This is a genomic window from Algoriphagus namhaensis, from assembly GCF_042649705.1.
GTDB classification, from domain to species: domain Bacteria; phylum Bacteroidota; class Bacteroidia; order Cytophagales; family Cyclobacteriaceae; genus Algoriphagus; species Algoriphagus namhaensis.
Window position 1 is genome coordinate 60529 of the sequence record NZ_JBHRZS010000006.1, and the last position, 23874, is coordinate 84402.

A 23874-nucleotide genomic window follows, 5' to 3' on the forward strand; every position below is an offset into this window, starting at 1 on the left:
CTATTTAGTCACCTGAAAGGTTTTTCGCTCAGTACGATTTTCTCCAGATGCTGAGCGTAACCTTACCTCCACTTGATAAGTGAGCGTAAGTTCTGGTAATTTCAGTTCTAGAGCAGTGTTTGGTTTTCCCTGCTGACTACTGGACCAATACAAAATAGTCCTCCAATCGTCGAGTCGATCTTCTTCTAGAAAAGAAAATAGGTTTTCCGTTTCGTTCACTTCAAACTGCAAACCTTGATAATCCAAATACACTCCGTTCGAAGGGATAGGAAAGCCTCCAAAGTCATTATTGTACGAACTGAAACTTAGCACACCCGGAAATTCCTCTTCGTTGAGGAAGAATGACCTTGAGAGAATTTCAAGCTTTTGAAAGCCCTCGGGATTATGCTTGGCCAAAAGATCCGAATCAAAAATAGGCATGGCATCCACGATCATCAGTGGATTGGAATCGAAAATAGTCCCTCGGACCAGATCAATTACCCTAAATTCCTTCTTCTTATCGATCGTTTTTACGCTGACTTCAGGAACATACTCTTTGATCACCGTTTCCACCTTATCAAATCGTGTGTAATCATCCAGCATATAGGTCTGATCCTGCACAAATCCAGTCACGACTGGAAAGCTTTCACTTGTGTATTCTTGCGAAAAATATCCTTCGATCTGTCCTCCTAGAAGCAAGGATCGTAAAAGTGCCTCGTCTTGCGGAGTAATGATCAATTCCGGAAAGGTAAAGCCTGGCAAAAACTTGGTTTGTGGGGCAGAAGATACAATGGTGAGGTTCACTAAACTTTGATTACCCAAGGCCTGAGCGATCATAAATCGCCAGTTTCGAATGCCACCGGTATCAAAGTACAAACCTCCTTTGGAATCGGGACGATCGGTAAAAAGCGCTGATTTTTCCCCATGAATGGATAGGTAATAAAGCTGCGTGGTATCGAGTTCAGCCACATCCACAAACCCTTCAACTACATGACCAAATAATTCAGGCACCAGCGTTCTGTCTCCCAATGGCTGATAAAGCTCCATTGAAGCAAGCTGCTCATGCTTTGGCAAAAAGGGATTGAGGGCAGCGACTTTCACCTCGAGCAATTCATCAGTTCCTGCATTCACTTGAAGGGAGAACACTTCAGCAGCTTTGCCCGAAGGGCTAGAAAGGACAATCAATGAAGATTCCTGACTTCCATCAAAAGTATCTCGACTAGCTTCTACCCGAGGTGGAATTTCAGGATTGAAAACAGTGATAAACTGCTGTTTCAGTCCGCCAGAGATGTCCAAATACGCACTCACACGGGTGAAAACTCGAAGGAGATAATGATCAGAAGGTAGGGAATTAGGCAACCGAAGAAAGTTCAAGGCCTTGCCGTCATTCAGCGGGATTTTGGCGATGGCTACGGATTCATTGTAACGATTGAGCAGCTCCACATAAGCGATTTGTGATCGGGATGCACTCGCATCACTTTCCACAGCCAAATCCACCCAGATTCGCTCTCCTCCAAAATAAATGGTCTTGGGAATGGAAAAACTAATGGACTCCACCGCGAGAGATGAGGAATCACTTTGCGCGAAAGCGCCAGAACCAAATCCTACGAGCAGTAAATACAGAACGAAAATGCTATACTTCATAGATTAATCTTCCCAAAATGAAGGTTTAATATTGGTGCCGCGGATTGTGCAATCCACACAGTTGATGGACCCATAGCGAAAACCAATCGGGTTAAAAGCATTTTCAGGGTAAATAGGCGTGGACGGAATATTCACTCCACTTTTAAATAAAAGGTCGTAGTCAGCTACCAAGACAGTATCAGCTGAAAGAATGCATCCGGCATATTCGGGCACCTCTACGCTCCAAGGACTAATTTCTTGACGATCAATGAACAACCTCTTTTGACGGACCTTACCCAAACTAACCTGACCGATCACTGGAACTTCAGGGTTTTGATCAAGCTCGATATTCCCTCCAACAAGTGAAGGAAGTGGACTAAAGATGGACCCCAAATCATCGGAATTTCGCTTCAGAATCTCCCAAAACTCTACGTCACTTTTAGAAAGTGCCTTTTGAGAAATTAAAATACTATACCGAGTGGAAAGCTTTTCATCGCCCTGATCAATCTGGGCGATGGACTGTCGGAAAACAAACTGATCTTCAAAACGAGAAGAAGTCTCTAAAATCAAATCCGAATTGCGCTCAGATCGATAGCATAGATCTATACGATCCTCAGGATCACGTAAGACCACATCCTGGGTCTCTGGATCATATTCCCATTGTGTAGTAATGGCTGGCCTGAAGGACCAAGTCTCCTCGTATGTCCACAGAAAATCATCCGCATTTTCGTCTCCTTGGGTAGTTAAGAAGACTTCAACTCCAGTTTCATTTTTGACAAAGCTTACATCAATGATATCAGGAGTGATCACTGGCTTCAGTTCTTCTGAAGTGTAACTATTGCCATTGCGAAGCAAAATTCGCAAGCGATAAGTATCACTTTCATCAATATCTGTTTCAAAAAGATATTGACCATTTTCAAGCTCCAAGAGAGGGAAACGTTGGCCTGAGGAAGATTCTAAAAAAATATCTGCCCCAAAAAGCGGCGTAAAATCCGGAAAGAAACCATCATCTCCAATGGAAGTGGTGGTACTCAAAGTCAATACACTTGGTAATCCATCCGAATCCAAATACCCTGCCACTACCAGAATATTTTGATCATCAGCAGCGATCTCTGGCTCAAATGGCTCTCGGCATCCTACACTCAGACCCAGCAAAACAAGTAATAATAGTAGTCTCCCCTTCATCAGAATCTGAAATTATAGGTAATAAATGGAATGGGCCGAGCAAAAATCGAGAGCTGAAAGCCTTTGAGTTGGCCTTCTATAGGGGTGTAATACACTGAATAAGGATTACTTCGCCCTAAAACATTATAGACACCAAATGACCAAGAAGCATGAGCGATCTTATCTACTTTGTGATTGCCTTCAAGATTCACTGACAAATCGATCCGGAAGTAATCCGGAATTCGGTAGGCGTTTCTGTCAGAGAAGTACACTCGCTCCGAGCCACCATATTCAAACTTGGAAATAGGCAAAGTCACTGGCCTTCCTGTACTATAATTGGTATTCATTGATGCATTTAGACGCTTGCTCAGCTCATAATTCAACGCTAGCACCACATTATGGGGCTGGTCAAAATTACTGGGGTAAAAGTCTCCACCATTGATTTTTTCAATACTTGGCTCATCCGAAGTGCGTAAAAAAGACCTAGAATATGTATAAGCCAAGGACCCCCGAAGCGCCCCTGTATTTTTCTTCACCAAAAACTCAATTCCATAAGCCTTCCCATCCGAATTCAATACATCCTGCTCGATGGCGTCATTTAGGATTAGGGTAGCTCCGGAGCGAAAATCCAGTAGATTATTCATGTAGCGATAGTAGATTTCCGAAGAAAACTCCAAAGCACCTTTGGCCAAAGTGCGATAGTATCCCAAAGATGCTTGTCCACCGGTTTGAGGTTTGATAAAGGGATCACTTAGTTTCCAAGAATCTGTCGGTGCAATCGCTGAGGTGTTGGTGAGCAAGTGCAGGTTTTGCCGCATGGTGTTGAAGCTGGCCTTGATCGAAGATTGATTGGTCAAGGAGTACCTAGCCCCTACCCGAAACTCCGGACCATGGTAGGTCTGGATATTATCACCCGATCCATAGGTGGTCTCTCCGATCACATTGCTTTCCGTAATGGGGGCACCTGGCACATAGTCATTGATGGTAATGGGGCCATAAATCTGATAAAACATATAGCGCCCCCCGTAGCTCACAGAAAGTTCATCATTGATGGTGAATTCATCTCCGAAATAAAGCGAAATCTCTCGTGCCTGCTCGGTTTGAAGATTATCCTCGATCACGATAGATTCCTCCCCAAAAGGCTTATTACTTCCAGGATTCAGCTCGTACTGAATAGCGTGTAGGCCGAACTTGAAGATGTGGTTTTGATTCTTTCTGTACTCAAAATCCGCTCTTGCATGAATCTGACTCACATCAAAGCTAAAATCAAAAGCATTTAAGGGATTATCTATTCCCACGATTCCAAAGTCATAGCTATCATAGCCTACGGTAAAATTCCCTTCCAACTGATCGTTGAAATAGTGCCTCCAAGTACCAGCCACATTTAGATTACGATAATTGTATGTGGTATCAGGATCAAAGCTAAAGTCATCCTGACTCAAGTAGCTCGTAATTTCAAGGACATTTTTGTCATTAAAATTGTGTCGGATATTGGCATTAAAGTCATAAAACGAAACACGACTACTGTTCAAATCAGTCCCTTCCTCTAGTAGGTCTAGCACCCAATCGGAATAAGTAGCCCGCCCTCCAATTTTAAATGTAGTCTTCGAACCGATAGGGCCATGCAAAGCCAGTCGCCCCGTCATCGGCCCAATTCCTCCACTTCCTCCAATCTTCTCCTCATCCCCAAAATCCGCATCCACTTGCAAAACCGAAGATAAACGTCCTCCATAATTTACCGGAACAGAACCCTTGTACAGTTCCACCCCCGAAGTCAAATCTGCATTGAAAGCAGAGAAAAAGCCGAAAGCATGGCTGGGATTGAAGATCGTACTTTGGTTATAAAGGATCAGATTTTGATCTGCTGCACCCCCACGCACATTGAAGCCCACACTTGCCTCACCCACGGTATTGACACCTGGCATGGTTAGGATTCCACGGATGACATCCACCTCCCCCAAAACAGCCGGTAGTCGCTTCACTTCCTCTATAGAAATCGCCTGCACTCCCATCTCAAGCTTATTGATATTGGACAAGGCACCCGAACTCACCACTACCTCATCGAGTGAAAGGATAGTCTCGTCGATCCGCATATCTAAGGTCCCGTCTCCAAGCAATTCGATCTGACGCTGCTCCTGAAATCCTCCAATATTCTGAATAATCAGGGTATGTCGGCCCTTGGGTAAAGTCAGTTCATAATATCCATTAGCTCCGGTTACCATCTGGGTGAAATTGACCCGCTCCACGACTACAGCACCGGGAAGTGGCAAACCAGTCTCTATACTCCTGATCACCCCGCTGAGTTTGGCTGTTCTGGAATTGGGATTATCCGTAGCCCTTCCGATGGTGTAGAGTTTATTTTTAGCAAAAAGATCACTGGCATCTGAGTTGCCTTCGTCCACTTTAGCGGCAGCCTTAATCTCAAAAAAGTCTGGAGAAAGCTCCATTTGCATCTTTCGCCCCCGACTAACCCAAACCTGATTTTGAGAATCGATGGTGTAGGTCAAGCCTGAATTCAAGAGAATCTCATTCAATGCCGAGGAAAGTGAAGAATTGCTCAGCTGTACATTGACCCGGATCTGGTCAACATCGGCCTCTCGGAAATAAAACCGATACGGCGTATCCCGCTCGATAGATGTCGCAAATCGCTCAAAAGTCATCTGAGCATACATCCCGGAGAGTTTTAAGGAATCTTGCTGGGCGCTTACCGCGCCAAATAATCCAAGGAAACTGATTATGGCCAGAATTTCCTTCATTGTGCAAAACCGTTAAATACATTGGAAGACTGCACTCGAAGGTCAACCAGTTGCTGTAAATATCCGCTAATGTTTGCCTTGAATTGATAATTCGCTATCGGCAATTCTTTTCGCACTTGCTTCTTATCAAGTCCAAGTGCCTTAATTGCATCTTTTTTGGAATTGATCTTCACAAAATCTCCTTGAAACCAAAGAAAATGGTCGGAATATTCCACAAACTCCTTTAAGTAGGAAGTCATGTCTTTAGAAACCTTCAGGTCCTTGTAGTACTTGACAAGGACCTTCACCTCCGAATCCTTTACCACCCGATAAAAGCCATTGCCATGATGAGGATAACCTTCATTTCCTTTGAAATTGCGAATTACATCCGATTCAAAAATCACAAACTCATCTACCTTTTCGGATTTAATCAGGATTTTTTGATTGTGAATGGGATGAAAAGTCACCACCACATCTCGATGCGTGTCATAGAGCAAAGGGACTTCCTGATAATCAATTTTATTGATCCGCAAAGAACCGTAATCAAAGTTTCGTGATTTGAAATAAGGCTCCCCATTGATGGATTTGGGCGGATCGGAATATTCTCCTCCACTAATCAATTCCTGAAAGTATGGAAGTTGCTCCTTATACAATCTAAGGAAAGTATCCGACTGAGGACCCGACTGGCCGATGACCCCAAAACTCCAAAGGAGAAATACAGAAAGAAAAAAAGAGAATTTGGTCATCGTGTAGTGCTTCGCAATATTAGCTCACTTTGATTCCAGTTTACAAAAAATACTTCGTACGGTAATAGAGTTATTTTAGTGGAGAACCGAACGTAGAGGGTTTAAAATGAATGAATGTAAAATTTAAAATGGAGATTAGGGATTGGGAATTAGACATTTCAGACTTCATACTTTAGACTTCAGATTTCAACCTTCATACTTCTTCCCTTTTTGGTTTTCTTTAAAAAAAGTGGAATCCTAAACATTAGAACTTTAAATTAGAACCTATGCAAAGACGTCAACTCCTTAAATCCATTGCCTTAGGTTCTGCTGCACTTCCTTTAGCGCCTTTGGCCGCTCAGGCCACACCAGAACAAGACACTCAGTTTCTTTTCTCCCTCAATACCAGCACCATCTCTGGCCAAAAACTAAGCTTGGTCAAAACTCTCGAAACTGCCGCTCGGGCGGGATACGACGGTGTGGAAGTTTGGCTTCGTGATATTGATGCCTATCTAGAGCAGGGAGGAAGTCTCGCTGCGCTCAAAAAGGTCTTGGATGACAATGGCCTCAAGGCTTTCAATGCCATTGGCTTTGCTACATGGATGGCCCAAGATCCTGAGAAGAGTAAAACAGGCTTTGCCCTGATGGAAAAAGAGATGAATATGCTTGCAGCGATCGGCTGTACCCGTGTGGCAGCACCCGCCATTGGTGCGGATGCTCCGGTAGATCCTTTTGAAGGTGGTGAAAAATACGCCCAGTTGATCGATTTGGGTCGTAAGACCGGGGTAATGCCCCAACTGGAGTTTTGGGGTGCCTATCCCCCATTCTATCACCTGAGTCAGGCTCTGGCAGTCGCTGCAGCGGCCAATGACCCAGATGCCAGATTACTTCCAGATATCTATCATTTATTTCGTGGGGGCTCGGGTTTTGAGGGACTCAAACTGATCAATGGCGCTGCAGTAGAGGTATTTCACTTAAATGACTATTCGGATCAAATCCCTCGACTAGAGCAGCAGGACAAGGATAGAATCTATCCGGGCGATGGAGTGGCCCCCTTGGATGATGTGATGCAAACTCTCAAAACCATGGGCGGTACCAAGATTCTTTCCCTAGAGCTTTTCAACCCTGGCTATTGGGCTCAGGACGCAAATCTAGTTGCCAAAACAGGCTTAGAAAAGATGAAGGCGCTGGTTTAGAAATTGTCAAAGGAGAAAGAATAAAATAGAAACAGTCCATGGTTAAAACCATGGGCTATTTCTATTTTTTGAGCTTTTCAACCAAATAAATCCGAACTGAGATATCGATCGCCACGGTCGCAAGTGATGCAGACAATCAGACCTTCCTCGAGTTCTTTGGAGAGCTCTAGGGCAGCGTGAAGGGCTCCACCGCTACTCATCCCGGCTAGAATACCTTCTTCCTTAGCCATGCGACGTGTCATTTCCGTGGCCTGAGCCTGACTGACATCGATCACTCGATCCACTCGATCTGCTTCAAAGATGGCTGGCAGAAATTCGGGAGACCATCTTCTAATTCCCGGTATACTCGAGCCATCCGTAGGCTGCGTTCCCACAATTTGAATGGCTGGATTTTTTTCTTTCAAAAAACGAGACACTCCCATAATCGTACCTGTAGTTCCCATGGCAGCCACGAAATGTGTGACTTTTCCGGCGGTATCTCTCCATATCTCTGGACCTGTGGTCTTGTAATGCCCTAGGTAATTATCCGGATTAGCAAATTGATTGAGCATAAAATAGCCCTCCTTGGCACTCATCTCTTCTGCCAGTGTTCGCGAATACTCGATAGTTTTTGCGGCCGGAGTGAGGATTACTTTTGCCCCATAAGCTTCCATGGATAGGACACGCTCGCGAGTAGAATTATCCGGCATGATCAGGGTCATGTGCAGACCAAGCACCTTTGCTACCATGGCTAGCGCAATTCCCGTATTTCCACTGGTAGCTTCTACCAATTTGTCTCCTGCCTGTATATCTCCTCGCTCCATCGCACTTTGAAGCATATTGAATGCCGCCCGATCCTTTACACTTCCACCCGGATTTTGACCCTCCATTTTACAAAGGATCTTTACTTTGGGCTTAGTTGGGATATTTTGCAGCTCAACTAGCGGGGTATTTCCGATTAGATCTACGAGTTTCATAGGCTTATTTTTTGAAAACAAAGGTATCCGTGACACCAGTCCCCTCTTCATACATGCGTGATTGATAATAAATCTTGCTGTTGGCAGGGACACTTTTGGTGAGCCAAACATTACCTCCCACCACACTGCCTTCTCCGATATGGGTCTCCCCTCCAAGGATTGTAGCCCCAGCATAGATCACTACTCCATCTCCAATGGTTGGATGTCTTTTGCTGTCAGCATCCTCCTTGTTCACACTTAGTGCTCCAAGGGTCACACCCTGGTAGATTTTAACGTGATTTCCGATTTGTGTGGTCTCCCCGATCACCACACCGGTACCATGATCTATGCAAAAGTGATGACCAATGGTAGCCCCCGGATGGATATCTATTCCCGTTCGACTATGCGCAAATTCAGTAATGATTCGAGGAATCAATTTGATGTTAAGGACATGCAGCTCATGTGCGATTCTATAGGCAGCTATTGCAAAAAAGCCAGGGTAGCTGCGCACGATTTCTGTGCGGCTTTTGGCAGCAGGGTCACCCGCATACATGGCATCGATGTCTTCATTGATTTGGTCAAAAACAGGTTCAAGTTTCTCAAAAAAAGCTCTAGCTATGGTATTTCCTTCTCCCTGATGCAGGTGAGGATTTCGAATCAAAATACCTGCTAGTACTTGTTCCAAGCGTAAGAGTTCTGCTTCTACTTCTTCGCGTTGTTCAATTTTATTGACCGTGAACTCAGGAAAGAGCAAGCCCAACAGTTCGGAAAAGAAGTCTTGAACGGCTTTAGGAGAAGGACACTCACTGCAGTCTTGATGAGCTGCGTAGAGTTTATCCAGAAATGATTTCATAAATAGGTTAGGTTTCTAGAGTACAAAACCAACCCGAATGACATAGGGTTCCCCGTAGGGTGATCTTAAATTATCATGGAGCACATTGTACAGGAAGGTGAAATTAGCACCCCCATTTTGCCCGAAGGGAGCAAAGTATCCCCCACCGAGAAAGAGTGCATTGGACCAAATCCGCTCAAATTGATCCGAGACAAAATTGTAGTTGTCAAAATTGATGGATTCAAACTCGGCATGCGCAAAAACATTTGGAAGCACATTGTAGCGAGAAAATATACGACCGCCATAAGAGGTGGTTTCCCCTCCAACAAAGCGACGATCATTGAAATATTGATAAGTAATTCCTAGACCAGAAGAAAAGCGAGGAGTGATCATTACACCGGCAAGTGGTGAAATATCCAATAGGGTCACTGTGCCAAATTGCATCCCGAAATTTCCTCCAAAGTACATACGATCCTTTAAGGGTGGCTTCCCTTCGGGGTCGATTTGACGCTGGGCATAACTATTGGATTCAAAGGCTAAAAAAGCCAGCACCACCAAGGCAAAAAACTTATTCTTTAACGATAACATAGATATCCTCTGTCTTTTTCTTCATCAGGTATTTTTCACGAGCAAACTTCTCCAAAAGTTCGGGATTGCTCAAAAGTTCCTGACGCTCCTGTGTGATGATTTTCTTTCGCTCTTGGTAATACTCTTTTTGGTCCTCGAGTTGACTGAGTTTACTACTGAGTTGAAATTGATTGACCAGATTATTGGAATCGATGAAAATCATCCAGAAAAGAAAAAATGTAGCGCCTAGGACATAGTTGTTTTTGGCGTATTTGAGGAATTTTTTCATAGTGCATCAATCGTATGAAATGAAGTCACAAAAATGATGCAAAAAAAAGGCAACCCGAAGGTTGCCTTTATATTTCTAAGTTGAATTACTTCAATTTCCCAACGAAAACCGCAGAATCCCCCAACTGCTCTTCTATACGAAGAAGTTGATTATACTTGGCCATACGATCCGATCTTGATGCAGAACCGGTCTTGATCTGCCCGCAGTTTAGTGCTACAGCCAAGTCAGCAATGGTAGAATCCTCAGTCTCACCCGATCTGTGCGACATCACAGCTGTAAAGCCAGCTTTATGTGCAAGATTTACCGCGTTGATGGTCTCGGTAAGTGTTCCGATTTGGTTTACTTTAATTAGGATGGAGTTAGCAGATTTTTCTGCGATACCACGCTGTAGGAATTTCACATTGGTCACAAACAAGTCATCACCTACGAGTTGAACTTTGTCACCGATCTTCTCAGTGAGCATAGCCCATGCAGCCCAGTCTTCCTCTGCGCAACCATCCTCGATGGAGTCAATTGGATATTTCTGAGTAAGTTCTGCAAGGTAGGCTACCTGTTCTTCTCTAGTACGTACCACACCGCCATCACCTTCAAATTTCTTGTAATTGTACTTTCCATCCTCGTAAAACTCAGAAGCTGCACAATCCAATGCAATGGTTAAGTCTTTACCAGCTTCATAGCCAGCTTTGGAAATGGCATCAAGGATTACTCCAAGAGCCTCTTCTGTACCACCTGAGAAATTTGGGGCGAATCCACCCTCATCACCTACAGCTGTTACCAAGCCTTTATCATGAAGAATTTTCTTCAAGTGATGGAATACTTCAGTCCCCATTCTGATGGCCTGAGAGAAAGTCTCCGCTCCTACCGGGCGAATCATAAATTCTTGAAATGCGATAGGCGCATCCGAGTGCGATCCACCGTTGATGATGTTCATCATCGGTACAGGAAGCGTATTGGCATTCACACCACCAACATATCTGTACAAGGGCTGTCCAGATTCCATGGCGGCAGCTTTGGCAACAGCCAAAGAAACACCTAGAATCGCATTTGCGCCAAGATTACCTTTGTTGGCAGTACCGTCTAGTTCGATCATAATCTGATCGATCAAGTTTTGCTCAAAAACATCAAAGCCAACTAGCTCTGAAGCAATTTTATCATTGACATTGGCAACGGCTTTCAAAACACCTTTACCAAGGTACACGCTCTTGTCTCCGTCACGAAGCTCGACCGCTTCATTGATTCCAGTAGATGCCCCACTAGGTACGGCAGCTCTTCCAAAGGCGCCATTTTCAGTTACTACGTCTACTTCGATGGTAGGATTTCCACGAGAATCAAGAATTTGACGAGCGTGAATTGATTGTATTAAAGTCATAGGTTAAAAGGTTTTAAAATTTAGTTTTTATGTATTAAAGAAATAAAATCATCAAAAAGATATCTACTATCATGTGGTCCGGGTGATGATTCAGGGTGATACTGTACCGAAAACGCTGGCTTATTTTTCAATTTGATTCCCGCCACAGTATTGTCATTCAAATGTACGTGGGTGATCTCTACTTCAGCATTTCGCTCTGCATCTTCTCTGGTAATATTGAAACCGTGATTTTGTGAAGTGATTTCAGATTTACCAGTGATCAAGTTCTTTATCGGGTGATTAATCCCGCGATGACCATGATGCATTTTATAGGTAGAAATACCACAAGATTCAGCCAAAATCTGATGTCCGAGGCAGATTCCAAATACTGGTTTGCCTGTTTCTAAAATTTCTTTGCAGGTATCCACGGCGTACTCCATTACAGCAGGATCTCCAGGTCCATTAGAAAGAAAATAAGCATCCGGTGCCCAAGCTTCCATTTCGGCAAGTTTCGTTTTAGCTGGAAAAACCTTGCAATAGACTCCTCGGTCCGCAAGATTCCTTAAGATATTTTTCTTGATCCCAAGATCAAGACAAGCCACCTTGATGGAGGAGGATTCATCTCCGAAGAAATACGGCTCTTTGGTACAAACCTGAGAAGAAAGCTCAAGTCCATTCATGTCTGGAAGCTCATCCAGTTTGGCCTTAAGGCCTTCCAAATCACCCTCAAATTCAGAGCTGATGATGGCATTCATAGCTCCCGTGGATCGGATATGTCTTACTAGCTTACGGGTATCAATATCCGCAATACCGGTGATATCGTATTTCACGAGATAATCCTGAAGCGATCCAGAAGCATCTACTCGGGTATGGATTTGCGAAAATGAATTGACAACGATGCCGCCAATGGTCGGATGATCTGACTCTACTTCCGAATCAATCACTCCGTAGTTTCCAATATGGGAAGTAGTAGTAACGATGATTTGGCCGGTGTAGGAGGGATCTGTGTAGATCTCTTGATATCCCGTCATACCGGTATTGAAACAAATTTCCCCACCGTTGGTGCCATTTTTACCAATTAAGGTTCCATGGAAAACTGTACCGTCAGCGAGGAGAAGGGTGGCCTTTTGTTTGTTCATTTTTGTGATTTTGCTCAAAGTTAAAGAATTCTGAGGAGCTATAAATCCTAGCTCAAAAAAAAAGGATTGAACTAGCGTTCAATCCTTTTTCTATATGGTCAACTGCAAACAATTACTTGTCGTCAGTTTTTTCTTCCGTTGAATCTTCAGATGCCTCAGGAGCGTCTGTACTCTCTGCCTTTGGCTCATCTACTTTAGTAGCTTCAGCCTTTGGAGCCTCTTCTTCTACAACCTCTGCGCTTGGCGCTTCAGCAACTGGAGTTTCAGTAGCAGCTTTGGATGAGCTTCTTCTAGATCTTCTAGTAGTCTTCTTAGCAGGCTTCGCGTCTTTCAACATCAATTCGTTGAAATCAACTAGCTCGATGATACACATCTCTGCATTGTCTCCCAAACGATATCCAGTCTTGATGATACGAGTATATCCTCCTGGTCTAGTTCCTACCTTAGCGATCACTTCACCAAATAGGCCAATAATGGCTTCTTTGTTTTTCAAGTAAGAGAAGGCCATACGTCTATTGTGCGTAGTATCTTCTTTTGCTCTAGTGATGAGAGGCTCTACGTATTTCTTCAATTCTTTTGCTTTCGCAAGCGTGGTATTGATACGCTTATGAAGAATCAAAGAAGCAGCCATATTCGAAAGCATCGCCTTTCTATGAGCGGCCTTTCTTCCGAGGTGGTTAAATTTCTTACCGTGTCTCATGATATTTTATTCTTCTTCGAGTTTATACTTTGAAATGTCCATTCCAAAAGTCAATCCTTTCTCTTGAATCAATTGCTCAAGTTCAGCTAGTGACTTCTTACCAAAGTTTCTAAATTTCATCATGTCAGAAATTTCAAGTCTAGCAAGATCTCCAAGGGTCTTCACGTCTGCTGCCTTCAAGCAATTGAATGCTCTTACAGAAAGGTCAAGATCGCTCAAAGAAGTCTTCAATAACTTACGCATGTGCAAGAACTCCTCATCGATCGGCTCTGGCTCGGCGATTCCAGTAGAATCAAGAACCATAGTCTGATCAGAGAATAGCATGAAATGCTGAATCAAGATTTTAGCAGATTCCTGAAGCGCTTTCTCAGGATGGATAGAACCATCTGTAGATACTTCAAGGATCAATTTTTCAAAGTCAGTCTTCTGCTCTACTCGCGTGTTTTCAACACTGTATTTCACATTCTTGATAGGTGTGAACACAGCGTCGATTGCGATCATGCCAAAAACCTGCTCTTTTGGTTTGGACTCTTCAGCTGGTAAATATCCTCTTCCTTTTTCAACCACGATTTCCATTTCGAAAGTCGTAGACTCATCTAGGTTACAAATAACCAATTCTGGATTCAAGATCTCAAAAGAAGAAGTAAACTTAGCAATGTCCCCTGCTGTGAAGACCGACTGGTTTTTGATCTCTACGGTGATCTTGCCATCGAAAGCCTCATGGACCTTCTTAAATCGCACCTGCTTCAAATTCAGGATGATATCAGTCACATCTTCTACTACACCTTCGATGGTAGAAAACTCATGAACGACACCTGGAAGCTTTACGCTAGTAATGGCATATCCCTCTAGAGAGGAAAGAAGAATTCTTCTCAATGCATTACCGATGGTAACTCCGTAGCCTTTTTCCAGTGGTTTGAATGTGAACAAGCCATGAAAGTCATCGGCTTTTTCCATCACCACTTTTTCGGGCATTTGAAATGCTAGTATGGACATATAGTTTATTCTGTTTAAAAGCTGAAAATAATTATTATTTAGAGTAGAGTTCGACAATTAGCTGCTCCTTGATATTCTCAGGAATATCATCTCTACTTGGAGTGCTGACATATTTGCCAGTCAATGAAGCTAAGTCCCACTCTAACCAAGAGTACTGCATAGCTCCTCTACCAGTCAAACTGCTAGTAATCGCCTCAAGCGACTTCGAACGCTCTCTTACTGAAATCACATCCCCAGGCTTCAACGTGTATGATGGAATATTTACCACCTCACCATTCACTAGGATATGCTTGTGAGAAACAAGTTGTCTTGCGCCTCTTCGTGTAGGAGAAATACCTAAACGGTAAACGGTGTTGTCCAATCTTGCTTCCAAAAGTTGCAATAGGTTTTCACCCGTAATTCCAGATTTTCTGGAAGCAATTCCAAACATCTTCGCAAACTGTCTTTCAAGGACACCGTAGATGTATTTCGCTTTTTGCTTCTCAGCAAGCTGGATTGCATATTCAGATTGCTTCTTTCTTCTTCCACGACCATGCTGTCCTGGAGGATAGTTTTTCTTCTGAAGTGCTTTGCTATGCCCTTCGATTGGCTCGCCAAATTTTCGAGCGATCTTGGATTTAGGACCTGTATATCTAGCCATTCTTTCTAATCTTTAAAATTAAACTCTTCTACGCTTTGGAGGACGACAACCGTTGTGTGGCATTGGAGTCACATCAATGATAGTGGTCACATCTAAACCTACATTTTGTAAAGTTCTGATCGCCGATTCACGACCTGATCCAGGACCTTTTACAAATACTTCGATCTTTCTCAAACCTAAGTCATAGGCTACCTGTCCGCAATTTTGAGCGGCCATCTGCGCTGCGTAAGGAGTATTTTTCTTTGAACCTCTGAAACCCATTTTACCGGCAGAAGCCCAAGAGATTACTTGTCCCGCATTGTTGGTAAGTGAGATAATGATATTATTGAAAGACGCTCTGATGTGAGCCTGTCCTACAGCTTCTACCTTTACTACTCTTTTTTTACCTTTAGCTTTATCGTTTCTTTTCTGAGCCATAATCTAATCAGGTTTATTTAGTTGCTTTCTTTTTGTTAGCAACAGTTTTTCTCTTACCCTTCCTTGTTCTCGCGTTGTTTTTGGTCTTCTGACCACGCAATGGAAGTCCTTTTCTGTGTCTCAAACCTCTATAGCAACCGATATCCATCAGTCGCTTGATGTTTAATTGGATCTCTGACTTAAGAACACCTTCGGTTCTAAATTCTTCAGCGATGATATTTCTGATGGCGGTTGACTCATCGTCATCCCACTCTCCTGCCTTTTTATCGACGGAAATACCGGCTTTGTCCAAAATAGCTTGGGCTGAACTTCTACCTATTCCGAAGATGTAGGTTAGTCCGATTACGCCACGCTTATTGTCTGGTATGTCTACACCTGCAATTCTAGCCATAACTTAACCTTGTCTTTGTTTAAACTTAGGATTCTTCTTATTGATGACGTAAAGTTTTCCGTTTCTTCTGATCACTTTACAGTCAGCACTTCTCTTTTTGATAGATGCCTTTACTTTCATATCAGTTTATTTATATCGATATACAATTCTTCCTTTTGTCAAATCATAGGGAGACATTTCAAGCTTCACCCTATCCCCTGGGAGGATCTTTATGTAATTCATCCTCATCTTCCCTGAGATATGGGCGATCAGCTGATGTCCATTCTCGAGTTCCACTTTGAACATCGCATTAGACAGTGCCTCTACGATGGTTCCATCTTGCTCTATAGATGTTTGTTTTGCCATTTTAGAATTTAAAATTCTCCTCTATGTATTTGTGGGTCGTTAAGACCTCCGTTTTATCTTCAAAAATCGCTACTGTATGCTCATAGTGCGCTGATGGTTTCCGATCCGCCGTGCGAATCGTCCATCCATCTCGCTCTTGGACGATATTCCTCGTACCAAGATTGACCATGGGCTCAATGGCGATTACCATTCCAGATTTCAAAGGAGTGCCACTTCCTTTCTTGCCGTAGTTTGGAACCTCTGGAGCCTCGTGTAAATTCTTCCCGATCCCATGTCCGACGAGCTCACGGACTACAGTATAGCCTTTTGCTTCGACAAACTTTTGAATCGCATTACCTACATCTCCAAGCCGATTTCCAAAAACAGCTTTTTCGATTCCAAGATATAATGAATCGCGAGTGGCTTTAAGTAAAGCTATGACAGCAGGGGATACTTCACCGATAGGGTATGTATAAGCGGAATCGCTATGAAAACCTTGGTGAAAGACTCCACAATCTACTGAGATTATATCGCCATCTTTCAATTCATATTCGCTGGGAAATCCGTGTACTACAACTTCGTTCACGGAAATACAAAGTGAAGCAGGAAAACCATTGTATCCCTTAAAGGAAGGAACACCTTGATGATCTCTGATAAACTCCTCAGCAATCTTATCTAGAAAAGAGGTCTTTACCCCTTCCTTGACATACTTGGCTACTTCTCCATGAGCTCTCCCCAGTATGTCGGCACTCTCTTTTATTAATTGAACTTCCTCAGAAGTCTTATAATTAATCATCTTATGCTACCTGATAATTTGAAGAATTATTCTTCATATTACCACTTTTCATCATTCCCTCGTAGTGACGCATCAAGAGGTAACTCTCAATCTGTCGTAAGGTATCCATGATTACACCCACCATGATGAGAAGTGAGGTACCACCGTAAAACTGTGCAAACTCTCCACCCACACCAGCAATAATCGCCAACGCTGGTAGAATCGCAACTGCCGCAAGCAAGATTGAACCTGGCAATGTGATTTTTGAGATGATGCCATCAATGAATTCCGAGGTTGGCGCACCAGGCTTAATCCCCGGAACGAAACCACCGTTTCTCTTCATATCCTCAGCAATCTGCTCTGGGTTCACAGTAATTGCAGTGTAGAAGAATGTGAAAATGATGATCAATGCAGCAAATAGAAGGTTATACTGCCAAGAAGTGAAATCACTAAATGTGGTTCCAATATAGTTGGCAATGTCACTCTCTCCAGCCCAAATTTGTGCTATAAGAGCAGGCACAAACATCAATGACTGTGCGAAGATGATCGGCATTACTCCTGAAGCATTTACTTTGATAGGAATATACTGGCGTTGTCCGCCGTAAACTTTCCCCCCAACCACTTGCTTCGCATATTGCACAGGGATCTTTCGAACTGCCTCTGTCAAAGCTACAGTACCAACAACTACGAAGAACAATACTGCCGCTTCAATTAGAAGTAGCAACATACCTGATGTGCTCTTTTCCAAAACCTCTGCGATGATAGCTCCAGGAAATCTGGAAATAATACCAATCATGATTAGCATTGAAATACCGTTTCCTATTCCCTTCTCAGTGATTTTTTCACCTAGCCACATACAGAACATTGTCCCGGCGGAAAGTAAAACCAAAGAGCTGGTAAGGAAAAGAGGTGTACTCACCATAACAGCACCCGTAGGAAGGATAGTCGCAGTGACATATCCAATACCTTGCGCTACTGTAATGGCAATAGTCAGGATTCGGGTAATCTGGGTAATTCGCTTACGACCAGATTCCCCTTCCTTTTGCATTTTTTGAAAATAAGGTACTCCGACAGTCAATAACTGCAACACGATGGATGCAGATATGTAAGGCATGATCCCTAGCCCAAAGATGGACGCGTTACTGAATGCACCACCTAGGAATGTATCGATCAAACCGAAAATACCTTCTGGAGCATCATTCAACTTCGATGGATCTACACCAGGAAGAACGATAAAGGAACCTAATCTGAAAATGATCAGAAATCCTACCGTATTAAGAATTCTTTCTCGAAGGTCTTCGATAGAGAAAATATTCCTTATTGTCGAAATAAACTTTTTCATTAATTAAATCTTGTTTGCAGCTCCACCATTCTTCTCAATTGCCTCAGTAGCTGAAGCAGAGAACTGATGTGCAGTCACGTCTAATTTAGCTTTCAATTCACCACCACCAAGAATTTTGATTCTATCATTCTTGGAAGCAATGCCATGAGATACTAGTGTATCCAAGTTGATCGCGTCAAGGCTATACTTGTCGGCAAGCTCCTGAAGAGTATCCAAATTCACTGGCTTATACTCAACACGGTTGAAGCTTTTGAAGCCAAACTTAGGAACTCTTCTCTGAAGCGGCATTTGACCACCTTCAAAACCCATTTTAGTTTTGTAACCAGAACGGGATTTTGCTCCTTTATGACCTCTTGTAGAAGTTCCACCACGTCCAGAACCGGTACCACGACCGATTCTTTTTCTGTTCTTTGTAGAACCTTCAGCTGGTTTTAATGTATGTAGTTTCATAATTAAACTTCCTCCACTTTTACAAGGTGATTAACTTTATTCACCATTCCGTGGATCTGAGGAGTACCCTCTAAGACCACAGACTTGTTGATCTTACCAAGTCCTAGAGCGGTAATAGTACCTTTCTGATCCTTTGGTCTATCAATGGTGCTTTTGATCTGTGTGATTTTAATCTTAGCCATGATGATTATCCGTTAAATACTTTCGACATTTTCACGCCTCTTTGCTGCGAAACAGCAATGGCATCTCTTAATTGCATCAACGCATCGATGGTCGCCTTCACCACGTTGTGTGGGTTGGAAGAGCCTTTAGACTTAGCAAGTACGTCTGTTACACCAGCACTTTCTAATACCGCACGCATCGCACCACCGGCGATTACACCAGTACCAGGAGCCGCAGGCTTAATCAAAACGAAACCTCCACCGAATTTACCAAGCTGCTCGTGAGGAATAGTACCTTTCAATACTGGCACTCTCACCAAGTTCTTCTTCGCATCTTCGATACCCTTTGTAATGGCATCAGTTACCTCGTTAGCTTTACCTAAACCGTAACCTACTACGCCGTCACCATCACCTACTACTACGATTGCAGAGAAAGAGAAACGACGTCCACCTTTCACTACTTTCGCAACGCGGTTGATCGCAACCACTTTTTCTTTAAGTTCTGTATCTGTAGCCCTGATAGGCTTTCTTCTCAATTCAGACATAGTTGATTAAAATTTAAGGCCGCCTTCTCTGGCGCCATCGGCCAAAGCTTTAACGTTACCGTGGTACAAATATCCATTTCTGTCGAAAACGATCTCGCTAACACCTGAAGCGATAGCACGCTCTGCAAGCTTCTTGCCTACTTCTTTAGAAATTTCAACCTTTATATTTTCTTTGGCTCCTAGCTCTTTTGAAGAAGCTTGTGCCAATGTCTGACCCTTGAGATCATCCACCAATTGAGCATAAATACCTGTATTACTCTTGAATACAGATAAACGTGGTCTGGAATCAGTACCTGAAATCTTCTTTCTGATACCCTGCTTGATTCTAAGTCGTCTGGAACTTTTCTTAAATGCCATAACCTATTATTTTTTAGCGGCAGTTTTACCAGCCTTACGTCTAATTTGCTCACCGACAAATCTTGCACCTTTACCTTTGTATGGCTCAACTTTACGTAGAGACTTGATTTTGGCTGCAACTTGTCCTATTAATGCTTTATCAGAGCCGTTCAGAGTAATGATCGGATTCTTTCCTTTCTGAGTCTCTGTGGCCACCTTGATTTCCTCTGGAAGTGCAAAGAAAATACTGTGAGAATATCCAAGGTTCAATTCAAGCACTTGGCCTGCATTAGCTGCCTTATAACCCACACCCACAAGTTCGATTTTCTTCTCATAGCCTTCAGACACACCGATCACCATATTGTTGATCAAAGATCTGTAAAGACCGTGGAAGGACTTATGTCTTTTCGATTCCGTAGGACGTTCTACAACGACCTGGTTTCCTTCTACTTTCACCTTGATGTCAGGATTGACATCTTGTAAAAGCGTACCCTTTGGACCTTTAACAGTGACCAGCCCATGAGCTGACACGTCTACAGTAACACCGCTGGGTATATCTATTGGTTTTTTACCTATTCTAGACATGAGTATTTATTAATATACGTAGCAAAGAACTTCACCACCCACACCCTCAACTCTAGCTTCTTTGTCTGTCATTACTCCTTTAGAAGTAGAAATAACAGCCACGCCAAGCCCGTTGATTACGCGAGGTAGATCCGTATGTTTTACATATTTTCTTAAGCCTGGAGTACTTACTCTTTGCAGGCTTACGATTGCATTCTTCTTGGTAGAAGGGTTGTACTTCAGTGCAATTTTGATCGTTCCCTGAGGACCGTTTTGCTCAAACTTGTAATTCTGAATGTACCCCTTGTCATGCAATACTTTAGTGATCTCTTTCTTCAAATTTGAAGAAGGAATCTCTACGATACGATGAGATGCCTTGATGGCATTTCTCAATCGTGTAAGATAATCAGCTATTGGATCAGTCATTGTTATAATAGTCTAGCTCCACCCGAAACGGGCGTGCAAAGTTACGAATTGATTTTTAGAATAAAAACTACTGTCGTGATTTTACCAGCTAGACTTCGTTACTCCAGGGATTTCGCCATTAGCGGCCATTTCTCTGAAGGTAACTCTGTTTATACCGAACTTTCTCATGTAGCCTTTTGGCCGACCTGTAAGTTTACATCTGTTGTGAAGTCTTACTGGAGAAGCGTTCTTTGGTAACTTGTCAAGTGCCTCGTAATCACCGGCTGCTTTCAGCTCAGCTCTTTTCTTGGCATACTTGGCTACCGTGCGCTCTCTTTTTCTCTCACGTGCTTTGATGGACTCTTTTGCCATGATTATTCTTCTTTATTGTTATTTACAAAAGGCATTCCGAACGATCTCAATAACGCAAGGCTTTCCTCATCTGTATTTGCTGTCGTCACAAAAGTGATATCCATACCGGAGATTCTGTTCACCTTTTCGATGCTGATCTCAGGAAAGATAATTTGCTCTGTTACACCTAATGTGTAGTTACCTCTTCCGTCAAATCCTTTGTCAGAGATTCCTTTGAAATCTCTTACACGAGGAAGTGCCACAGTCATCAATCTGTCAAGGAATTCATACATTCTGTCACCTCTCAAGGTCACTTTAGCTCCGATAGGCATTCCGTCTCTCAACTTAAAGTTAGAGATAGAGATCTTTGCTTTGGTAGCTACAGCACGCTGCCCAGTGATCAAAGAAAGTTCTTCAACACCTTGGTCAACAAGCTTCTTGTCCGCCACTGCAGCACCGATTCCTTTGTTAAGCACAATCTTGCTCAACTTGGGCACCTGCATTACAGAGGTGTACTGAAACTTCTCTTTCAGCGCAGGAACGATTTCCTGAACGTACTTATCTTTAATTCTTGGATTAGCCATTGATCACCTCCCCAGTTTTCTTAGAGTACCTTACTAATTTTCCATTTTCATCAGCCTTGCGACCTGTACGGGTTGCTTCGCCTGTTTTAGGATCTACTAGCATCAAATTGCTTATTTGAATTGAAGCTTCCTTCTTCTCAATTCCGCCTTCAGGCTTTGCTGCAGTTGGCTTCACATGCTTAGTAATCATGTTCAATCCTTCTACAAAAGCTCTTCTTTTAGCAGTATCGACAGAAAGTACTTTACCAGTCTTTCCCTTATCATCACCTGAGATCACCTTCACAGTATCACCAGTTTTGATGTGAAATTTTGCTTGTTTCTTTACTTTTCTTTCCATGATTATAGTACTTCAGGGGCCAAAGAAACGATTTTCATAAACTGCTTTTCTCTTAACTCTCTAGCAACTGGGCCGAAGATACGTGTACCTCTTGGCTCGTCGTTATTGTTAAGCAAAACAGCTGCATTGTCTTCGAATCGAATATAAGATCCGTCTTTACGTCTTATTTCTTTTCTTGTGCGTACGATTACCGCTCTAGAGACGGTTCCTTTTTTCATATTGCTGGACGAAGATGTCTTTACAGTAACGACTACTTTGTCTCCAATGGAAGCATATCGCTTCTTGGTTCCTCCTAATACACGGATCACGAGGACTTCTTTGGCGCCGGAATTGTCCGCTACACTCAGTCTGGATTCTTGCTGTATCATGGTTATTTAGCCTTTTCTATAATTTCAACTAATCTCCAACGCTTGTTCTTACTCAGCGGACGAGTTTCACTGATTTTAACGACGTCCCCAGGGGCACACTCGTTTTTCTCGTCATGAGCCATAAATTTGGTCGTTTTGGTAACGAACTTACCATAGATCCCGTGCTTTACACGACGCTCTACAGCGACAGTGATGGACTTGTCCATCTTGTTACTTACCACTTTACCAACTCTTTCTTTACGAAGATTTCTTTCAATCGTAGCCATTGTATTTTCTATTAGCTAGTTATTTGGCAGCCAATGCAGTCTTCAATCTTGCGATCAGACGCTTGGACTCGCGGATTCTGTTTGGATTCTCAATAGGAGAGATATTGTGAGCAAAGTTCAACTTTGTCAAATTCTCCTTTTCAGCGACGATTCGCTCTGCAATTTCACTTGAGGAAAGTGAACGGATTTCTGTGTTTTTCATCGATTTACTTTTCTACGTAATCTCTACGAACGACAAATCTGGTGCTTACCGGAAGTTTCTGTTGTGCTAGTCTCAAAGCCTCTTTGGCTGTTTCGATAGACACTCCAGTGGCTTCAAACAAAATGGTTCCAGGCTTGATCGGTGCTACCCAATACTCAGGAGCTCCTTTACCTTTACCCATACGTACCTCTGCAGGTTTCTTAGTGATAGGCTTGTCTGGAAAAATTCTGATCCAAACTTGACCTTCTCTTTTCATCGCTCTCGTCATGGCAATACGAGCCGCCTCAATCTGGCGAGCCGTAATCCATCCTGCTTCCAGGGATTTGATGCCAAAGTTCCCGAAAGAAAGCGTATGCCCTCTTTGCGCGATGCCTTTGACACGGCCCTTTTGCATTTTTCTATATTTAGTTCTTTTTGGCTGTAACATGATTTCTCACTTAAATAGGTGAAAATTAGTTTCGTCTTCTACGTCTTGGAGCTCCGTCACGCTTTGGACCAGCGTTACGTCCACCTTTGGGATCATTTGCAGCACCTTGGTTTGGAGAAAGATCTCTTTTACCGTAAACCTCACCTTTGAAGATCCAAACTTTGATACCAATGATACCATATACAGTTTGCGCTTCAGAAATGGCGTAATCAATGTCTGCCCTTAAGGTGTGAAGAGGAATTCTTCCTTCTTTGTACATCTCGGATCTAGCCATTTCAGCACCACCTAGACGGCCTGACAACTTGATCTTGATGCCTTCAGCACCCACTCTCATAGAAGCTGCAATTGCCTGCTTCATTGCTCTACGGAAGGAGATTCTTGCTTGAAGTTGTGAAGCGATAGATTCACCAACTAGCTTGGCATCCAATTCAGGACGCTTGATCTCAAAGATATTGATTTGAATATCCTTGTTAGTTAGTTTCTTCAACTCCTCTTTCAGCTTATCTACTTCGGCCCCGCCTTTACCAATTACTACACCCGGACGAGCAGTGTGTATCGTCAATGTGATTCTTTTGAGCGTACGCTCAATGATCACCTTAGATATTCCGCCTTTAGGGATTCTGGCAAGGACGTACTTACGGATTTTCTGATCTTCGTATAGTTTATCAGCAAAGTTCTTCCCACCATACCAGTTGGAATCCCAGCCTTTAACTACACCAAGTCTAAATCCTATTGGGTTAATCTTTTGTCCCATAGTCTCT

General features: G+C 43.0%; 34 protein-coding genes. 1 reads left to right on the forward strand and 33 read right to left on the reverse strand.

What is annotated here, in order from left to right; genetic code table 11:
- Genes ACFOSV_RS03885 through ACFOSV_RS03900 form a run of 4 tightly spaced genes read right to left on the reverse strand, consistent with a single transcriptional unit; the run spans window position 1 to window position 6247 of the window.
- The gene (locus ACFOSV_RS03885; RefSeq protein WP_377903600.1) at window positions 1–1623 is read right to left on the reverse strand and encodes a hypothetical protein; all 1623 of its coding nucleotides are present in this window, start codon (window positions 1621–1623) and stop codon (window positions 1–3) included.
- Between the two features lie 3 nt (window positions 1624–1626).
- The gene (locus ACFOSV_RS03890) at window positions 1627–2787 is read right to left on the reverse strand and encodes a DUF4249 domain-containing protein (RefSeq protein WP_377903602.1); all 1161 of its coding nucleotides are present in this window, start codon (window positions 2785–2787) and stop codon (window positions 1627–1629) included.
- Window positions 2787–5522 carry a TonB-dependent receptor gene (locus ACFOSV_RS03895; RefSeq protein WP_377903604.1) on the reverse strand — a complete coding sequence of 912 codons (2736 nt, stop codon included), beginning with the start codon at window positions 5520–5522 and terminating at the stop codon, window positions 2787–2789. The genes ACFOSV_RS03890 and ACFOSV_RS03895 overlap by 1 nt, the downstream gene beginning before the upstream one ends.
- Window positions 5519–6247 carry a hypothetical protein gene (locus ACFOSV_RS03900; protein WP_377903606.1) on the reverse strand — a complete coding sequence of 243 codons (729 nt, stop codon included), beginning with the start codon at window positions 6245–6247 and terminating at the stop codon, window positions 5519–5521. The genes ACFOSV_RS03895 and ACFOSV_RS03900 overlap by 4 nt, the downstream gene beginning before the upstream one ends.
- 266 nt (window positions 6248–6513) lie before the next feature.
- Between ACFOSV_RS03900 and ACFOSV_RS03905 the strand changes: the two genes are divergently transcribed.
- Complete coding sequence (locus tag ACFOSV_RS03905; protein WP_377903608.1) at window positions 6514–7422, forward strand: sugar phosphate isomerase/epimerase family protein; 909 nt, start codon at window positions 6514–6516, stop codon at window positions 7420–7422.
- Between the two features lie 77 nt (window positions 7423–7499).
- Here the strand turns inward: ACFOSV_RS03905 and cysM are convergent, their stop codons facing one another.
- The 29 genes from cysM to rpsC all read right to left on the reverse strand — a co-directional run bounded on the left by cysM (window position 7500) and on the right by rpsC (window position 23867).
- On the reverse strand, window positions 7500–8378 hold the full coding sequence (gene cysM / locus ACFOSV_RS03910; RefSeq protein WP_377903610.1) for a cysteine synthase CysM: 879 nt from the start codon (window positions 8376–8378) through the stop codon (window positions 7500–7502).
- A gap of 4 nt (window positions 8379–8382) precedes the next feature.
- Complete coding sequence (gene epsC / locus ACFOSV_RS03915; RefSeq protein WP_377903612.1) at window positions 8383–9210, reverse strand: serine O-acetyltransferase EpsC; 828 nt, start codon at window positions 9208–9210, stop codon at window positions 8383–8385.
- A 15-nt stretch (window positions 9211–9225) separates the two neighbouring features.
- On the reverse strand, window positions 9226–9777 hold the full coding sequence (locus ACFOSV_RS03920) for a hypothetical protein (protein ID WP_377903614.1): 552 nt from the start codon (window positions 9775–9777) through the stop codon (window positions 9226–9228).
- Window positions 9758–10045, reverse strand: coding sequence for an FtsB family cell division protein (locus ACFOSV_RS03925; RefSeq protein WP_377903616.1), 288 nt, complete (start codon window positions 10043–10045; stop codon window positions 9758–9760). Before ACFOSV_RS03925 ends, ACFOSV_RS03920 begins: the two co-directional genes overlap by 20 nt.
- Before the next feature lie 85 nt (window positions 10046–10130).
- Window positions 10131–11414, reverse strand: a complete 1284-nt coding sequence (gene eno, locus ACFOSV_RS03930) for a phosphopyruvate hydratase (protein ID WP_377903618.1) — start codon at window positions 11412–11414, stop codon at window positions 10131–10133.
- Window positions 11415–11434: 20 nt separating this feature from the next.
- Window positions 11435–12532, reverse strand: coding sequence for a glutamine-hydrolyzing carbamoyl-phosphate synthase small subunit (gene carA / locus ACFOSV_RS03935; protein ID WP_377903620.1), 1098 nt, complete (start codon window positions 12530–12532; stop codon window positions 11435–11437).
- A gap of 112 nt (window positions 12533–12644) precedes the next feature.
- Window positions 12645–13232 (reverse strand): 50S ribosomal protein L17, encoded by a 588-nt coding sequence (gene rplQ / locus ACFOSV_RS03940; protein ID WP_377903622.1) that lies wholly within the window; start codon window positions 13230–13232, stop codon window positions 12645–12647.
- Window positions 13233–13238: 6 nt separating this feature from the next.
- Window positions 13239–14228 carry a DNA-directed RNA polymerase subunit alpha gene (locus tag ACFOSV_RS03945; protein ID WP_377903624.1) on the reverse strand — a complete coding sequence of 330 codons (990 nt, stop codon included), beginning with the start codon at window positions 14226–14228 and terminating at the stop codon, window positions 13239–13241.
- Window positions 14229–14262: 34 nt separating this feature from the next.
- Window positions 14263–14868, reverse strand: coding sequence for a 30S ribosomal protein S4 (rpsD, locus tag ACFOSV_RS03950; protein ID WP_377903626.1), 606 nt, complete (start codon window positions 14866–14868; stop codon window positions 14263–14265).
- 18 nt (window positions 14869–14886) lie between these two features.
- Window positions 14887–15285, reverse strand: a complete 399-nt coding sequence (gene rpsK / locus ACFOSV_RS03955) for a 30S ribosomal protein S11 (RefSeq protein ID WP_057939435.1) — start codon at window positions 15283–15285, stop codon at window positions 14887–14889.
- 13 nt (window positions 15286–15298) lie between these two features.
- A complete protein-coding gene (gene rpsM / locus ACFOSV_RS03960; protein ID WP_377903629.1) occupies window positions 15299–15676 on the reverse strand; it encodes a 30S ribosomal protein S13 in 378 nt (125 codons plus the stop codon).
- Window positions 15677–15679: 3 nt separating this feature from the next.
- Window positions 15680–15796, reverse strand: coding sequence for a 50S ribosomal protein L36 (gene rpmJ / locus ACFOSV_RS03965; RefSeq protein ID WP_035468476.1), 117 nt, complete (start codon window positions 15794–15796; stop codon window positions 15680–15682).
- Window positions 15797–15802: 6 nt separating this feature from the next.
- Window positions 15803–16021, reverse strand: a complete 219-nt coding sequence (infA, locus tag ACFOSV_RS03970) for a translation initiation factor IF-1 (RefSeq protein ID WP_290001796.1) — start codon at window positions 16019–16021, stop codon at window positions 15803–15805.
- 1 nt (window position 16022) lies between these two features.
- Complete coding sequence (map, locus tag ACFOSV_RS03975) at window positions 16023–16796, reverse strand: type I methionyl aminopeptidase (protein WP_377903632.1); 774 nt, start codon at window positions 16794–16796, stop codon at window positions 16023–16025.
- A gap of 1 nt (window position 16797) precedes the next feature.
- The gene (gene secY / locus ACFOSV_RS03980; RefSeq protein ID WP_377903634.1) at window positions 16798–18117 is read right to left on the reverse strand and encodes a preprotein translocase subunit SecY; all 1320 of its coding nucleotides are present in this window, start codon (window positions 18115–18117) and stop codon (window positions 16798–16800) included.
- Between the two features lie 3 nt (window positions 18118–18120).
- Window positions 18121–18567: a 50S ribosomal protein L15 gene (rplO, locus tag ACFOSV_RS03985; RefSeq protein ID WP_377903636.1), complete on the reverse strand. Its 447-nt coding sequence runs from the start codon at window positions 18565–18567 to the stop codon at window positions 18121–18123.
- A 2-nt stretch (window positions 18568–18569) separates the two neighbouring features.
- A complete protein-coding gene (rpmD, locus tag ACFOSV_RS03990; RefSeq protein WP_377903638.1) occupies window positions 18570–18749 on the reverse strand; it encodes a 50S ribosomal protein L30 in 180 nt (59 codons plus the stop codon).
- 5 nt (window positions 18750–18754) lie between these two features.
- The gene (rpsE, locus tag ACFOSV_RS03995; RefSeq protein ID WP_377903640.1) at window positions 18755–19273 is read right to left on the reverse strand and encodes a 30S ribosomal protein S5; all 519 of its coding nucleotides are present in this window, start codon (window positions 19271–19273) and stop codon (window positions 18755–18757) included.
- A 6-nt stretch (window positions 19274–19279) separates the two neighbouring features.
- Entirely contained in the window at window positions 19280–19630 is a 351-nt protein-coding gene (rplR, locus tag ACFOSV_RS04000) for a 50S ribosomal protein L18 (protein ID WP_377903642.1), read from the reverse strand.
- 6 nt (window positions 19631–19636) lie between these two features.
- Window positions 19637–20194, reverse strand: a complete 558-nt coding sequence (gene rplF, locus ACFOSV_RS04005; RefSeq protein WP_377903644.1) for a 50S ribosomal protein L6 — start codon at window positions 20192–20194, stop codon at window positions 19637–19639.
- Between the two features lie 9 nt (window positions 20195–20203).
- Window positions 20204–20599: a 30S ribosomal protein S8 gene (gene rpsH / locus ACFOSV_RS04010; RefSeq protein ID WP_377903646.1), complete on the reverse strand. Its 396-nt coding sequence runs from the start codon at window positions 20597–20599 to the stop codon at window positions 20204–20206.
- Window positions 20600–20680: 81 nt separating this feature from the next.
- Window positions 20681–20950, reverse strand: coding sequence for a 30S ribosomal protein S14 (rpsN, locus tag ACFOSV_RS04015; protein ID WP_377903648.1), 270 nt, complete (start codon window positions 20948–20950; stop codon window positions 20681–20683).
- A gap of 2 nt (window positions 20951–20952) precedes the next feature.
- Window positions 20953–21513, reverse strand: a complete 561-nt coding sequence (rplE, locus tag ACFOSV_RS04020) for a 50S ribosomal protein L5 (protein WP_377903650.1) — start codon at window positions 21511–21513, stop codon at window positions 20953–20955.
- Window positions 21506–21850: a 50S ribosomal protein L24 gene (gene rplX / locus ACFOSV_RS04025; protein ID WP_377903652.1), complete on the reverse strand. Its 345-nt coding sequence runs from the start codon at window positions 21848–21850 to the stop codon at window positions 21506–21508. The genes rplE and rplX overlap by 8 nt, the downstream gene beginning before the upstream one ends.
- A 2-nt stretch (window positions 21851–21852) precedes the next feature.
- On the reverse strand, window positions 21853–22218 hold the full coding sequence (gene rplN / locus ACFOSV_RS04030) for a 50S ribosomal protein L14 (RefSeq protein ID WP_377903654.1): 366 nt from the start codon (window positions 22216–22218) through the stop codon (window positions 21853–21855).
- Between the two features lie 2 nt (window positions 22219–22220).
- Window positions 22221–22484: a 30S ribosomal protein S17 gene (gene rpsQ, locus ACFOSV_RS04035; RefSeq protein ID WP_377903656.1), complete on the reverse strand. Its 264-nt coding sequence runs from the start codon at window positions 22482–22484 to the stop codon at window positions 22221–22223.
- A 19-nt stretch (window positions 22485–22503) separates the two neighbouring features.
- On the reverse strand, window positions 22504–22686 hold the full coding sequence (gene rpmC, locus ACFOSV_RS04040) for a 50S ribosomal protein L29 (protein WP_377903658.1): 183 nt from the start codon (window positions 22684–22686) through the stop codon (window positions 22504–22506).
- A gap of 4 nt (window positions 22687–22690) precedes the next feature.
- Window positions 22691–23113, reverse strand: a complete 423-nt coding sequence (rplP, locus tag ACFOSV_RS04045; protein ID WP_377903660.1) for a 50S ribosomal protein L16 — start codon at window positions 23111–23113, stop codon at window positions 22691–22693.
- Between the two features lie 25 nt (window positions 23114–23138).
- Window positions 23139–23867 (reverse strand): 30S ribosomal protein S3, encoded by a 729-nt coding sequence (rpsC, locus tag ACFOSV_RS04050; protein ID WP_377903662.1) that lies wholly within the window; start codon window positions 23865–23867, stop codon window positions 23139–23141.
- Between the last annotated feature and the right edge of the window lie 7 nt (window positions 23868–23874).